Annotated in this window: 13 protein-coding genes; 2 read left to right on the top strand and 11 right to left on the bottom strand. The window is 39.6% G+C overall.

Annotated elements, in window-relative coordinates:
- Positions 1–161 precede the first annotated feature (161 nt).
- Positions 162–1,685 (bottom strand): S10 family peptidase, encoded by a 1,524-nt coding sequence (locus B6K83_RS16085; protein ID WP_175474854.1) that lies wholly within the window; start codon positions 1,683–1,685, stop codon positions 162–164.
- A gap of 120 nt (positions 1,686–1,805) precedes the next feature.
- The gene (locus B6K83_RS16090) at positions 1,806–2,402 is read right to left on the bottom strand and encodes a HutD/Ves family protein (protein WP_085285891.1); all 597 of its coding nucleotides are present in this window, start codon (positions 2,400–2,402) and stop codon (positions 1,806–1,808) included.
- Between the two features lie 228 nt (positions 2,403–2,630).
- Between B6K83_RS16090 and B6K83_RS16095 the strand changes: the two genes are divergently transcribed.
- Positions 2,631–3,140: an outer membrane beta-barrel protein gene (locus tag B6K83_RS16095; RefSeq protein WP_085285892.1), complete on the top strand. Its 510-nt coding sequence runs from the start codon at positions 2,631–2,633 to the stop codon at positions 3,138–3,140.
- Between the two features lie 75 nt (positions 3,141–3,215).
- On the opposite strand, the gene B6K83_RS16100 is transcribed toward B6K83_RS16095, so the two are convergent.
- Both B6K83_RS16100 and B6K83_RS18470 read right to left on the bottom strand, forming a co-directional pair.
- Positions 3,216–3,836, bottom strand: coding sequence for a c-type cytochrome (locus B6K83_RS16100; RefSeq protein ID WP_085285893.1), 621 nt, complete (start codon positions 3,834–3,836; stop codon positions 3,216–3,218).
- A 225-nt stretch (positions 3,837–4,061) separates the two neighbouring features.
- Positions 4,062–5,294 carry a c-type cytochrome gene (locus B6K83_RS18470; RefSeq protein WP_198951701.1) on the bottom strand — a complete coding sequence of 411 codons (1,233 nt, stop codon included), beginning with the start codon at positions 5,292–5,294 and terminating at the stop codon, positions 4,062–4,064.
- Positions 5,295–5,492: 198 nt separating this feature from the next.
- Here B6K83_RS18470 and yihA point away from each other — a divergent pair, with 198 nt between their 5' ends.
- Positions 5,493–6,143: a ribosome biogenesis GTP-binding protein YihA/YsxC gene (gene yihA, locus B6K83_RS16115; protein ID WP_085285894.1), complete on the top strand. Its 651-nt coding sequence runs from the start codon at positions 5,493–5,495 to the stop codon at positions 6,141–6,143.
- A gap of 79 nt (positions 6,144–6,222) precedes the next feature.
- Here yihA and msrA read toward each other — a convergent pair whose 3' ends face one another.
- From msrA to B6K83_RS16145, 7 genes are all read right to left on the bottom strand, one after another.
- The gene (msrA, locus tag B6K83_RS16120; RefSeq protein WP_085285895.1) at positions 6,223–6,720 is read right to left on the bottom strand and encodes a peptide-methionine (S)-S-oxide reductase MsrA; all 498 of its coding nucleotides are present in this window, start codon (positions 6,718–6,720) and stop codon (positions 6,223–6,225) included.
- 3 nt (positions 6,721–6,723) lie between these two features.
- Complete coding sequence (gene msrB / locus B6K83_RS16125) at positions 6,724–7,167, bottom strand: peptide-methionine (R)-S-oxide reductase MsrB (RefSeq protein WP_085285896.1); 444 nt, start codon at positions 7,165–7,167, stop codon at positions 6,724–6,726.
- 575 nt (positions 7,168–7,742) lie between these two features.
- Positions 7,743–9,338, bottom strand: coding sequence for a GapS1 family protein (gene gapS1, locus B6K83_RS16130; protein ID WP_085285897.1), 1,596 nt, complete (start codon positions 9,336–9,338; stop codon positions 7,743–7,745).
- Positions 9,339–9,374: 36 nt separating this feature from the next.
- Positions 9,375–10,682 carry a hypothetical protein gene (locus B6K83_RS16135; RefSeq protein ID WP_085285898.1) on the bottom strand — a complete coding sequence of 436 codons (1,308 nt, stop codon included), beginning with the start codon at positions 10,680–10,682 and terminating at the stop codon, positions 9,375–9,377.
- 38 nt (positions 10,683–10,720) lie between these two features.
- Positions 10,721–11,458 carry a hypothetical protein gene (locus B6K83_RS16140; protein WP_085285899.1) on the bottom strand — a complete coding sequence of 246 codons (738 nt, stop codon included), beginning with the start codon at positions 11,456–11,458 and terminating at the stop codon, positions 10,721–10,723.
- Positions 11,459–11,461: 3 nt separating this feature from the next.
- Positions 11,462–11,827 carry a hypothetical protein gene (locus B6K83_RS18225; protein ID WP_139175630.1) on the bottom strand — a complete coding sequence of 122 codons (366 nt, stop codon included), beginning with the start codon at positions 11,825–11,827 and terminating at the stop codon, positions 11,462–11,464.
- Between the two features lie 326 nt (positions 11,828–12,153).
- A complete protein-coding gene (locus B6K83_RS16145; RefSeq protein ID WP_143327783.1) occupies positions 12,154–12,339 on the bottom strand; it encodes a hypothetical protein in 186 nt (61 codons plus the stop codon).
- Between the last annotated feature and the right edge of the window lie 79 nt (positions 12,340–12,418).

Raw genomic sequence — 12,418 nt, forward strand, 5'->3', positions numbered from 1 at the left:
GCAGATATAAAACACTTCATACTTCCAGATAAAAGAAAGCACCGAACGTTTCCACGTTCGGTGCTTTATATTCCGAGCCGATATCCGTTGCGATATAAGGAATGATCCTTATCCGAACGGCATTAACCCTTAGGTGGCCTTTTTCATGTCGTTAGCATCACTTAGTGTTTGCTGTGATATTTTGCTGGCGTGGTTTTATTGGGCAAAGTTGCCTGCATAAAGTCACGAATATCCTGATTAGAGGCTTCTAGGTCTTGATAGCGTAAGTACATCATGTGTCCGCTGCGATAGCCTTTAAACGATAAGCGATCACGCATTTTACCGCTTGGGTCAAGCTGCCATAGTGTATATTTTGCATCGAAGTAATTCGTTGCACCATCATAATAACCGGCTTGTACCATGACATTAAGGTACGGGTTTTGCGCCATGGCTAGACGTAAATTTTCGCCAGTTTTATTTTTGCTTCTATCCCACGGATGCACATTACCAAACATGTTGTATTTGATGTCGGTTTTATAATTAAGCTCTTCACGCAAGTAATAATTGATGGCAGGAGTAAAGCTATGCAACCAAGAAGTGAGCTCGGCGTTATAGTCAGGGCGACTGCCCGAAACTTTCTCATCTATGCCTAAGTAGCGTGAGTCTAAGCGACCTACAGTTTGTTCGCGATGACGAAGAATTTCTTTCCAAAAATATGAGGCTTCAATATCTAAGTTATTGGCCAAAACAGTTTGCACCGATAAACCTGAATAGTGTGCCACTTGTTGTGCAATGCGCTGCTTTTCTTCCGCACTGATAAAGCCACCTTTGGCGAGGGCGGGTAAGTATTGCTCGAGCGTAAATTGCTCAACTTCAGGTAAAATTTCTAACAAGTCGCGGTTTTGCAACTCGCTGCTTAGTGCCTTGTGATACCAAGCGGTTGCCGCAAAGTAGGGTAGGCGATTAGCGGCTTTAACTGGACCGTCACGTTTGATACCAATATCGGTAGGCGAGACTAAAATCACCCCGTTTAGGTACATCCATTGTCTTGCTTGTAACTCTAATGCTAAGCCAGAAACACGCGTGGTACCGTAACTTTCACCAATTAAGTATTTTGGCGACTGCCAACGATTATTGCGACTGACAAAGGTGTTGATCCACTCCGCTAAGTATTTTACATCGGCGTTAACACCAAAAAACATTTTTTGCTGCTGCTCTTTTGAAGGCATTTTGCCGTCAGCGTCAGGTAAAACGCGAGAATAGCCAGTGTTGACCGGGTTAACAAAAACGATATCGGCAGTGTCTAGAATAGAAAACTCATTGGTTTTGACACCATAAGGCTGTAGAGGAAAGCCTTCGCTGTCAACATTGAGCACTTTCGGGCCGGTATAGGCCACATGCATCCATACGGATGCGGAACCCGGGCCGCCATTAAATGAGATCAAAAGCGGGCGAGCGGCTCTGTTTTTTACTTTTGAGCGTTGATAATAAGTATAAAATAAGCTGGCAATCGGTTTGCCTTGCTCATCCCAAACTGGTTGTGTGCCGGTGGTGGCGGTATAGTCAAACGACTTACCATTGACTTTGGTGCTGTGGCTAGTGGTATTTTTTTCATCTATAGGTAACTGACGTGAAAACTCAGCATGGGCCCAAGGTGATAGTAATACAAGTAGACTTGATAAAATGATAATACGCCTGATGGTCATGACAATATCCTTAAATTAATTACCTTATTAGCCTACGTCAGCATGAGCAAAAAATCATACTTTATAGTTAAAAGGGTATTTTTAAGCGACTAACTACCGCATGCGTGTTGCACTATCATGTTAGTCAACTGACGCCGTATTCAAATAAACCACAATTAAGTGATCGCCGCTAATTTGCATACTGTTTTTGTTAAGGTTGGTGATTTTGATCAGCTCACCGGCGGCGACAGTTTTTAGCGCTGTGTTGGGGTTATTTGGCGATAAAGCCGTTAACGTTACCGGATTAAATAAACTATAAATAAAGCAGATCTCACTGGCGGCAAGCGTAATGTCGGTGGCGTTAGGTTGACAATTTACCTTAGCGTTAACGCTGGCACTATCGGTAATAACATTAAAATCAGTGATCTCACCGGCAGGTAAATTGGCAACGGTTTTCGCGCCACCGTCAAATGTGGCAACATCAAGCAACTGCGTTAAGCGATCTATTTTATTGTCATCATGCTGCAAGTTGATGCCGTTACCATCAATCAGCACTAAATTACGCGTGTAGCCAGAGAAGTTGGAAAACACCCCATCTTCGCTGACCGTGGCCATGCTTAAGCGCCATTGAAAATTATCTAAGCTTCCACCAGGGTTGATGGCCAGCTCAAGTGTTTCTCCTTTGCCGTTTTTCCATGGCACAGTAGTAAAGTGTTGCGGTGTAATAATTTCTATCATGGTTTAATATCTCAAGGTATTTGGGCAATTAAAAAGGCGTGCTAAGCGTTGGGCTAGTGTAGCGTGAATATCATGCCTTTACTTGTGTTTACTGTGTTTGCACTCAAAATTAGCTTTATTGTACGTTTATCCTCACTTTAGCACTGTTAAGTTGGCGAACAGATTGATTAACCGAAGCGGGGTTGCTAGCATTCGACGTGAATTCTTATGACTAAATAAAAGGAGATTATGGTGTTTAAAAAATCGTTAATGGCGTTGGCGTTTTTAACCTTGCCGCTAAGCGCTTCGGCAAACTGGTCAGCCGGAGGCGGCTATGCAAACTTGTCTGAAGATGATATTAAGTTTGGCGTGATATACGGCGCAGTGGGTTACGAGTTTGCTGAAACAGGCAGCGAATTCTCATTTATGCCAGAGCTGCGCTTAGGTACAGGTATTGATGACGACAAGGTGCCAGGCGTTGGTGGTGCTATTACAGTGGAAGTGACACGTTTTATCGCACTATCAGTGCGTGGTCAGTATAACCACAACAGTGGCTTTTATGCCTATGTTATGCCTTCATATGCCAACTTAGAAGTAAAAGCGAGTTCATTTTATGGCTCTGCGAGTGATGACAGCTGGGAGTTAGGTTTAGGCGCAGGTTTGGGTAAAAAACTAAACGCTAATACCCGTGTTGAAGCTTCATATGAAAATTATGATGGTACAGACATGTGGACGGTTGCCTTTAAATACGCTTTTTAGCATTTTGATATTTATTACCGCTAGGGAAGCCAATTGGCTTCCCTAAATTATGCATAATACTTCAAAATTAAGCGCTTATTTTAACGATGATATGTACTGGGCTAGTGCATCTATTTCTTCATCAGAAAGGTTAGCAGCAACGCCTTGCATCATAGCATTAAGGTCATTATTACGTGAGCCGTCGCGGAATTTTTTTAACTGACTTGCTAAGTATTCTACGTTTTGGCTAGCAAGGGCAGGAAAACCCGCACTTTCCATGCCTTTCCCGTTAATACCATGGCAAGCAACACAGGCAGTGACTTGCATCGCAGCATTGCCGCCTAAGTAAAGCTTTTTACCCAAGGCATTGTCGCTACCGTTACCTGCGTTAATTGTTTTGCTGGCATAAAATGCCGCTAAATCGGCGATATCTTGTTCACTAAGGCCCATGGCCATACCACCCATAACAGGGTCGACACGACCAGACTTGCCACCTGTGGTCATTGCCAATTTAAATTCAGTTAATTGCTTTGCTAAGTAAGTTGCACTTTGTCCTGCTAATTTAGGGTACATGGTAACTGGGCTGTTACCGTCAGCACCATGACACGCAGCACACATAGCGGCTTTATTTTCACCTGCAGCGGCATTACCTTCAACCGCTTGGGCAGTGGTTACTGCGCTTAATCCGAATAAAACAGTCATGATAAATTTTTTCATTAGCTTGGTCTCTGCTTGTCATTGATACGAAAAAGAAAGGTTAACTTGTTCGCGGTTGCGATTATTATAACTTTGGCATTCTACACGAATTTAGTAAATGTGAAATATTGGCGTTAAAAAATCAATGAAATCGTGCGTAATTAGATGGCCATTTAGAAGTAAAAAAGCAGCGACGATCGCTGCTTTTTGGTTTTTGTCTTAGCTATTGCAACTACAGGGCGCTGATTACTTCATTGCCGCCATGTATTTTGCTAATTCATCAATATCACTGGCTGATAAGCTTGAGGTCACGCTTTGCATCATAGTGTTGTAGTCATTATCACGTTGCCCTTGTTTGAACTTTAATAGTTGGGCTTTTAGGTAAGCTTCGTTTTGTCCTGCAATAGCTGGAAAGCCAGCGTTAGGCATACCTTTACCGTTCACGCCATGACAGGCAACACAAGCCGTGACTTTGCCTTTAATGCTGACATCACCACCAAAGTAAATTTTCTTACCAATATCTGAGCTAGGTAAGTCGGCAGTGACAAGCTTTTGTGCAGCAAAGTAACTGGCAATCTCTTGCATGTCTTGATCACTTAGTGCGGCGGCCATAGGCGCCATAACAGGGTCTTTACGCGCACCTGATTTAAATTCTTGCAGTTGTTTAACTAGGTATTGCGCATTTTGTCCAGCAAGTTTTGGATAAATGGCAACTGGGCTGTTGCCATCGTTACCGTGACATGCGGCACAAGTTGCGGCTTTTGCTTTACCGGCAATCACTTCATCAGTGATCGCTGCACTTGGCGCAACTTTACGTGACTTTATGTGCGCTACTGCGGCTGGGTCGGCAAAATACGCCGCCATGTCAGCAATATCATCTTCGGTCATAGCACCAGCAAATTGGTTCATGGCGTAGTTAGTACGCGCTTTATTTTTAAAGTTATGTAATTGCTTGGCAATATATTCAGGATGCTGATTAGCCAGGTTAGGGTAGATCAATACTTCACTGTGACCTTCTTTTCCGTGACAATCGATACAAGCCGCAATACTGCGAGACGCGTCACCTAATTCATAAAGGCTTTTGCCTGCAGCAGGGTCTGGTACATATGCTGCTGGTGCGGCTGTTGCTGGGCTACCCGTGTCAGTCGCAGCTGCCTCTGGGCTAGCACCGTCACGCGGTAAACTGGCAAAGTAGGCGGCAACGTCTGCCATGTCTTGCTCAGGAAGACCGGCGGCCATAGGCGCCATTAACGCATCGTTACGATCTCCATTTTTAAACGCTTTTAATTGTTTAACAATATAATCTGCATGTTGACCGGCTAGGTTAGGAAAGTTGTCGGCCGCGCCGATACCATTGGCACCATGACAGGCAGCACAAGTAGCCGCTTTAGTTTTACCTGCGCTAGCATCGCCTGATGCCGCGACAGCGATATTAATACCAAATAGGGTTAAAACTAGCGAAATTAAAATGTGTTTCATAACAAAACTCTCAACATGCTTTTTGTATTTTTATTGAATTGATTCAATAAGCCGAAAAAAATTGCCGACATCATACACCAATAATGGACTTTAGAGGGGGTTTTAGCGAAAAAAAGTTGCTTAATATTTAATACAATTGCATCTTTAATGTCAAAAAACGATATAATGCGGTTTTTATTACTAGCTTGGATCTAAATCTTGTCTACTACAGCCATTCACCTTAACAAAGCGACTTTTACCATTAGCGCACCCGATATTCGTCGTTTACCCGCTGATAGCGGTATTGAAGTGGCTTTTGCTGGTCGTTCAAACGCCGGTAAGTCAAGCGCGTTAAATACCCTAACTAATCAAAAAAGCTTAGCGCGTACCAGTAAAACACCGGGCCGCACACAGTTGATTAATATTTTCGAAATTGCCGAAAACAAACGTTTAGTGGACTTACCTGGCTATGGCTTTGCCAAAGTGCCGATGGAAATGAAGAAAAAATGGCAAAAAGCGCTAGGAGAGTATTTAGAAAAACGTGAGTGCTTAAAAGGTTTAGTGATCTTAATGGATATAAGGCACCCGTTAAAAGATTTGGATATGGACCTTATTCAATGGGCGGCAGACAGTGACTTACCTGTGTTAGCGCTATTAACAAAAAGTGATAAGTTGTCACAAGGGAAAGTCAGCGCGCAAGTATTAGCGGTAAAAAAACAGCTAGCTACACTCAATGCCGATATAAAAGTACAGGCATTTTCATCACTTAAACGCACAGGTGCTGTGCAAGCAGATGCGATTATTTGTCAGTGGTTTCAAGATCAAGATAATGCCGCCGTAAGCGATGAGCTTGATAGCAGCGACGCATAATGGTTATTATTTGCTAATAAAAACGCCGCAAATGTTGCGGCGTTTTTTGCTTTGAAAGCTTACGGCTTTCACATTGATATTATGACTCTGGCAATTGCCAATCAGGGCGCGGGAAGTGGCAAGTGTAGCCGTGAGGCACACGCTGTAAATAATCTTGATGTTCTACTTCTGCGGGCCAAAAATCGCCCACTGGCGCTACTTCGGTAACCACTTTACCTGGCCAAAGCCCTGACGCTTCAACATCTGTAATGGTTTTTTCAGCCATGGCTTTTTGTGCATCGCTGGTGTAATAAATTGCGGAACGATAAGCGCGGCCATGATCATTACCCTGCCGATTTTCAGTTGTTGGATCATGAATTTGGAAGAAATAAGCAAGAATTTTGCGGTAGCTGATTTCGCTGCTATCAAAATATATTTCTAACGCTTCAGCGTGATCGCCATGATTTTGATAAGTGGCATTTTCAGTATCGCCACCTGAATAGCCGGCACACGTTTTGATGACCCCAGGCAATTGCCGAATCAGCTCTTGCATGCCCCAAAAGCAACCACCAGCCAATACCGCGCGTTCTATGGTCATAGTTTACTCCTCTACATAGCTTAAATAATCTTGATAACCTGCTGCAACCATATCATCACGATGGATAAACTTCAGCGATGCAGAATTTATACAATAACGTAAACCACCTTGCGCAACCGGGCCGTCATTAAAAACATGACCTAAATGGCTATCACCGTGTGTAGAGCGTACTTCGGTACGAAGCATACCATGTGATTGATCAGTTAACTCTTGCACGTTGTCGTTAGAAATTGGCTGGGTAAAACTTGGCCAACCACAACCGGCATCAAATTTAGTGCTAGAGGCAAATAAAGGCTCGCCAGAAACAATATCCACATAAATACCTGGGGCGGTGTTTTCTAGTAACTCGCCAGTCCAAGGTCGCTCAGTTCCATTTTCTTGGGTGACACGATATTGCTCAGCCGATAAGGCAGCAATAGCGGCGCTAGACTTTTTATATTCAGGCATAGGTACTCCTTAGTGGGTGCATACAAACAACGCTGCTTGCAATATATCGTGATAGCTAGCGCTAAACAATAGACCTGAAAATGGTCACTTAATTTCACTAATTCTGAGCATAAGTGCAGTTTAGGGCAATTTACTATTTAATCGCAGGGCTAAGGCATAGTGTTGAACATAAGCTAATGCCAATATTGGTTAGCAGCGGTAGTGGTTATGAGTAATTTCAACACCAGCTCGTGCTCATCGACGTAAAAAATAGCCATAAAAAAACCGATGGCTAAAGTGGCCATCGGCGTAGTTAGCTTTGGGGAAGCTATAATTCAAAATTAATACAACAGGCGTTCTAACGAGAACAAAGAGATTATAGAGCATCAGCTCTATAATTGTAAAGTATTTACACTAATAAGCTTGATTTAAATCAAATGAGTGTGGTTATGGGGGTGTGGAGGTGTCATAAATAATGAGAATGGTGTCAACAAATGAGAATTTGTGACTACGCATAATGTTTGAGATTAACAATCACTGAATTCCATTACTTAGTTAATCCGTCTGTCATGGCTGAAATAAGAGAAGGCTAAAATCTAAAATAACATTTTTCCAAAAGCAAAGCCTGCTAGTACTTTCTGATTCTTAATCCAGCCTTTGTTCCAATACGTTTGATTGCCTTTCATCATATCAATCAATCCTTCAAATATCTTATCTTTGGCATCCTTAGATGCAGTTGAGCCTATCGGAGAGGTATTTCCTAGTTTATGCATTGCTGCAAACTCCAAGATATGTTGATGCATATCAAATTTTCGAGTCTCTGGAAATTTTTGCTCCTTGGCACAAAAAGAAAGAAAATCACACATAGAGGTGTTAGCTTCATTGCAAATATGAACTATACCTTCTAAGTCTTCGATAGCACAGAAATGAATGTTCTCAGGTGGAAGCATATTGTTGATAGTTTTTTTTAGCTTTTGGCTGTGCTCTGGGAGCAAATATTCTAGCAAATCACAACAATCACCAATATAGTAATTTTGGTGAGTAACAATCAGTGCATGCCGATTTTCATATTCTTTAATACTATCGTTTTTTACTGAGTCCAAAAGTTGAATACATTGTGATACTTGTTCTACGCCTTTTAGGTGAATATCCCTGATTTGATCTCTTAAGATACGAGGGTTATCCGTAATCAATACTCGGCTTTTAGGTTCCGCACCTTTAGCATCAATTAATAGTGTTTTGTCTTTTTCAATAACAATAAAGTCAACTACTTTACCTTCTAACTTATTTTCCTTGTAAATAGATTTGATGTTAGTTTCTGTGAAAAATCTATGCTTAAACTCAATCAATAGCTCTTCCAAATACCGTTCAAATGATGAGGTGAATTTATCTTTAAATCTACTTGGATCTGCTTGTTTAAGAATCCTCAATATAAACTCTGAAATACCAATACTAAGCACCGTAGAATGAGGAGTTGTAATTCCATCAGGTATAATTAATACAGGCTTTTGAATCAAAAATGGTTCTTCAAAATACTCATCCCGCCTTATTGTTCTATTTAGTAGGCGCTTTTGTTTAATTAATGACTCTATTTCGTAAACATTCCCTCCAACGAGATTCAGTAATTTTTTTAATTCCCTAAAGCTAAAATAAGGGCACATATATTCCACAAGTTCTTGATACTTAATTACGGGCGAGTGATTCCATGTAAAAACCAATTGGAGCAATGCTGAAAACAATAAGAAACGCTCAAATTCAATACCTGTGATTCTGTTGAAGTCCTCTTTGGGCAATGAGCTGGCTGATGGCTGCATTAGCATTGAATAAAATCGAAATAAGAAATAAAGGTGTTGTATCGGGTGTGTTTGAAACCTTAATTGAGGAATGATCATTTTTCGGAGAACCATTCTAAAGTTTTTATTATTAGTGATATCTGACGCATCAGATTGGATATTCCAAATATCTTCAAGAATTTGTTGAGCTTGTTTATCTGAGGCTATTTTGGGATTACTACGAGGAGTTAACTCTAAAGCCCACTCCAAAGCTAAAAAGGCAATCCAAGGTCTACGCTCGGCAGAGTGTTCATTATCAGGTTTGTAGTGTAAATATCGAATAAAGTAGCTAACTAATGATTCATGAGTAAAGGACTTTATTTTTTCTCTGATTTTAATTACCTTATCTTCAAAAGACATAATCAATCAGCTCCTCTTCGATATCCAAAACAATTACTACATAGTTTGCAATTTCAATATGTAATCGTATTTACCATCTTTATGCCAATCCGTTTTTGAAATAGAAAGGAGTTGATTCCCGATGTTTTTTTCAATACTTTTTCCAGAAGCCAGCGCTAAATAAGCATCATCAGGAATTACACATCCCATAGCTAGTTCAAATAATGTTGAAGCAAGTTCTAAAAAGGTTTCATGCGATTTGTCGAGATCATCTATTTCATTAACATTAAGTTTTAAAGTAAGTTGCTTCGCTGATACCCTACCACCTTCAATATAATACGCAATGTTGTTCGGTAATATACCAGTTCCAATCTCAAGATACCTTGAGGATGCGTGCCAAGTATCATCATAAATATTCTTATATAACCCTGTCTCTAGATTTAAATCTATTAGGTAATCTTTTGCAATGTATGGCGACCAACCCTGTTCTAAAGGTATAAAAGGAGGGTTTTTCTCGTCTTTTATCTGCTGAAACAGGTTATCAAATGAGGAATTAATATCTGCTTTAGATTTAATGTCTAAACAAGCGACATTGTTTGCCCATCTTACTAATTTGGCAAATCTAAGATGGCATTTTCTAATAGAAGTTAACTTTGCATACTTGAGTAGTTGAGGGTCTTTTATAAATAATCCTAACCTTACAAAAATGCTTTGGTAGTTGTTAAATACTGCTAGTAAATATAAAAATGGAAGCAATAAAAGTGATAGTGCTGTAGGAATAATTAGATCGTAAATAGTTTTAAGTTGTCCAAGTTCACCAAAAGCGGTAATGAGCTTATAAACTGTAAAAATAACTATAAATAATCCAATAGCTTCAGTTAACTTAGTCAAAAGTTGTTCAACTATTTTATGCTCTTCTTTTTGTTGGCTAACAGCAATCATTCCACCAATTACTACCATTAATGGAATAAAAATTAACTCTACCCAAAGGCTAAATGTATAAACACTTAAGACAAATTGAATTACTACAATAATTTTAAGGTTGTCTTTGATTGCTTTACTAAAATAATACGGCTCATCAGAAGCCTTAGTAATCTGAAAAAAAGAATAAGAAGCAGCAGAGAAAAACCAAAAAATTACGTTTTTTATTTGATGACTTTCCCAGAGACCAAATGAATCAATGGCAGCGATCATAGCCAAAGTATATACAGCCATCAAAATAAAAGAGACAATAATAAATCTACTAAAAAATATTTCGACGATCTGCCTAAATAACGCTCTTACGTTTTTTATCGTAAAAGCCCAGATCAAAAAAACTATAGCCCAAATACCAGTAGCTATTTCCCTATTGTTCAAAATGTCCATTGCAATTGATTTTCCTTTACCGATAAATCTTTGTTCTTTTACTCGAAAAGTGCTGGTACTTGTCCAAATTTTTTCATTAGTGAGTAAATACGAGCATCCAACTTTAAATACTTTGAATATACTTTAGGGTTTCCGTAGCTCCCTGTTAATTTGTTTTGAGTGATGTCTCTAATTTGACAAAGCTTTTCTAGAGCTGCTCTTGCAACATCACTATCAAATAAATTGTGTACCTCAACATTTAATATATCTTCCACTCGATTTAAACAGTCTACCCCCCAAAAACCGTCTCCATAATCTGTGAAACCAATGCTAAGCAAACCGCCCTTATTAGATAGATGATCGATCACGGTTTTATCAAAAATGACTCTGGGCCAATCAGCAAATTGACTTTCTAGCTCGTATGCTCGAATCATTGCTGGGCCGAATACAGCATCTCTTGCATGGTACAATTCCCCGTATGACATTCCACCACGTAGTGCAATACTTTGGTTCAAATAGGTATCTTGCAACATTCTAACGGTTGCGGTAACTAAAATGTTTGCTGCACTTTCAACGTAAGACTCTTTTGTTGCTATGGACAAAACAATACAGTCGCTAAAAGTTGTAGCTATTGGTTCGCTACCAATCTTACTCATGAATTCTTTATTCGACTTAAGCGTGTGCTTTATATCACTCACTACTTCATGAACGGTGCTACATTCCATAGTTTTTACAAGTGAGGAAAAACCTAGTATATCTAGAAAAAGGCATAACCTTTTTTCGTAATTATCATACATAAATTAATCAATACTCCTACCAATTATTCGACTTAAAATATTAACTACAGATCTTTCTCCAGAACGTGCATATGCGCTTATGAAGTAATTACGAAAAGTAAAAAACAACCCAACAATTCCGCTTACTATTCCAAGATATTCTAGCCAGTGAACTCTTCTTATAAGTACCATTTTTAACCCTTCAGTTATAGGTCGAGAAAGTTGTTCATCAATAGAAGACATCACCCAAGCTGGCGCGATGAAGTAAAAAAAAGTGAATGTTGCTAGCCCTAACGTCAATGCTCCCCACCACGGAAGCCTAGAGCTTGCATAAATTGAATCATTAATGATTTGAGATGAGTGAGACTTTCTTCTGTAGCGTCTTGCCATAATTAAATTCCGTTTGCTTTTTAATCCAATATTTTGTTTTTCAACTAAAATTAATATAACTAATCAGTGAAAGTTACTCCAGATGAAAAAGTCATATGGTTATCGATTACATTTTGATTGTGTCTATTTTCGATGGGACGAGAATCAATATGCCTACAGAAAAATAACCTTAGATGATTTGATACAAGCGGGTAAGCAACCCTCAACAATTGAGTGCCGTGAGGCTGTATGTAGTGGCTAATCAACCTGACCACAGTATTGTATTTTTTAATTAATAGTGCTCTACATTAAGCGGCCTAATAAACTGTATGGGATATCTCTATAATCTACTTTGATGTTACGAACTCATCAATAAGCTTTTCAAAATCAAGTTTTTCATTATTTTCGCATGCTTTGGTTACTCTATCGACAAGAGCTTTATTGATAGGGAGGTTGTCAATGCGGTTGTTAGCAATTGCTTCTCGAACATTTTTTATCGCTTGATTTGATTCAATAGTAGATTTGCTCATCATGCACCTTTGCGACCAATAACAGTTAGTTGAATTATAACCCATTTATAATTTGTCAAAACCATCTTCCGCTAGCTTTGAT

This window comes from Colwellia chukchiensis, assembly GCF_002104455.1.
GTDB lineage: Bacteria > Pseudomonadota > Gammaproteobacteria > Enterobacterales > Alteromonadaceae > Cognaticolwellia > Cognaticolwellia chukchiensis.

Excerpts from the sequence above, each read along its gene's own strand:
- B6K83_RS16090 (WP_085285891.1), bottom strand. The coding sequence starts at position 2,402 with ATGATAGAAATTATTACACCGCAACACTTTACTACTGTGCCATGGAAA.
- B6K83_RS16095 (WP_085285892.1), top strand. The coding sequence starts at position 2,631 with ATGGTGTTTAAAAAATCGTTAATGGCGTTGGCGTTTTTAACCTTGCCG.
- B6K83_RS16145 (WP_143327783.1), bottom strand. The coding sequence starts at position 12,339 with ATGATGAGCAAATCTACTATTGAATCAAATCAAGCGATAAAAAATGTT.
- B6K83_RS16100 (WP_085285893.1), bottom strand. The coding sequence starts at position 3,836 with ATGAAAAAATTTATCATGACTGTTTTATTCGGATTAAGCGCAGTAACC.
- msrA (WP_085285895.1), bottom strand. The coding sequence starts at position 6,720 with ATGACCATAGAACGCGCGGTATTGGCTGGTGGTTGCTTTTGGGGCATG.
- msrB (WP_085285896.1), bottom strand. The coding sequence starts at position 7,167 with ATGCCTGAATATAAAAAGTCTAGCGCCGCTATTGCTGCCTTATCGGCT.
- B6K83_RS16085 (WP_175474854.1), bottom strand. The coding sequence starts at position 1,685 with ATGACCATCAGGCGTATTATCATTTTATCAAGTCTACTTGTATTACTA.
- B6K83_RS18470 (WP_198951701.1), bottom strand. The coding sequence starts at position 5,294 with ATGAAACACATTTTAATTTCGCTAGTTTTAACCCTATTTGGTATTAAT.
- B6K83_RS16140 (WP_085285899.1), bottom strand. The coding sequence starts at position 11,458 with ATGTATGATAATTACGAAAAAAGGTTATGCCTTTTTCTAGATATACTA.
- B6K83_RS16135 (WP_085285898.1), bottom strand. The coding sequence starts at position 10,682 with ATGGACATTTTGAACAATAGGGAAATAGCTACTGGTATTTGGGCTATA.
- gapS1 (WP_085285897.1), bottom strand. The coding sequence starts at position 9,338 with ATGTCTTTTGAAGATAAGGTAATTAAAATCAGAGAAAAAATAAAGTCC.
- B6K83_RS18225 (WP_139175630.1), bottom strand. The coding sequence starts at position 11,827 with ATGGCAAGACGCTACAGAAGAAAGTCTCACTCATCTCAAATCATTAAT.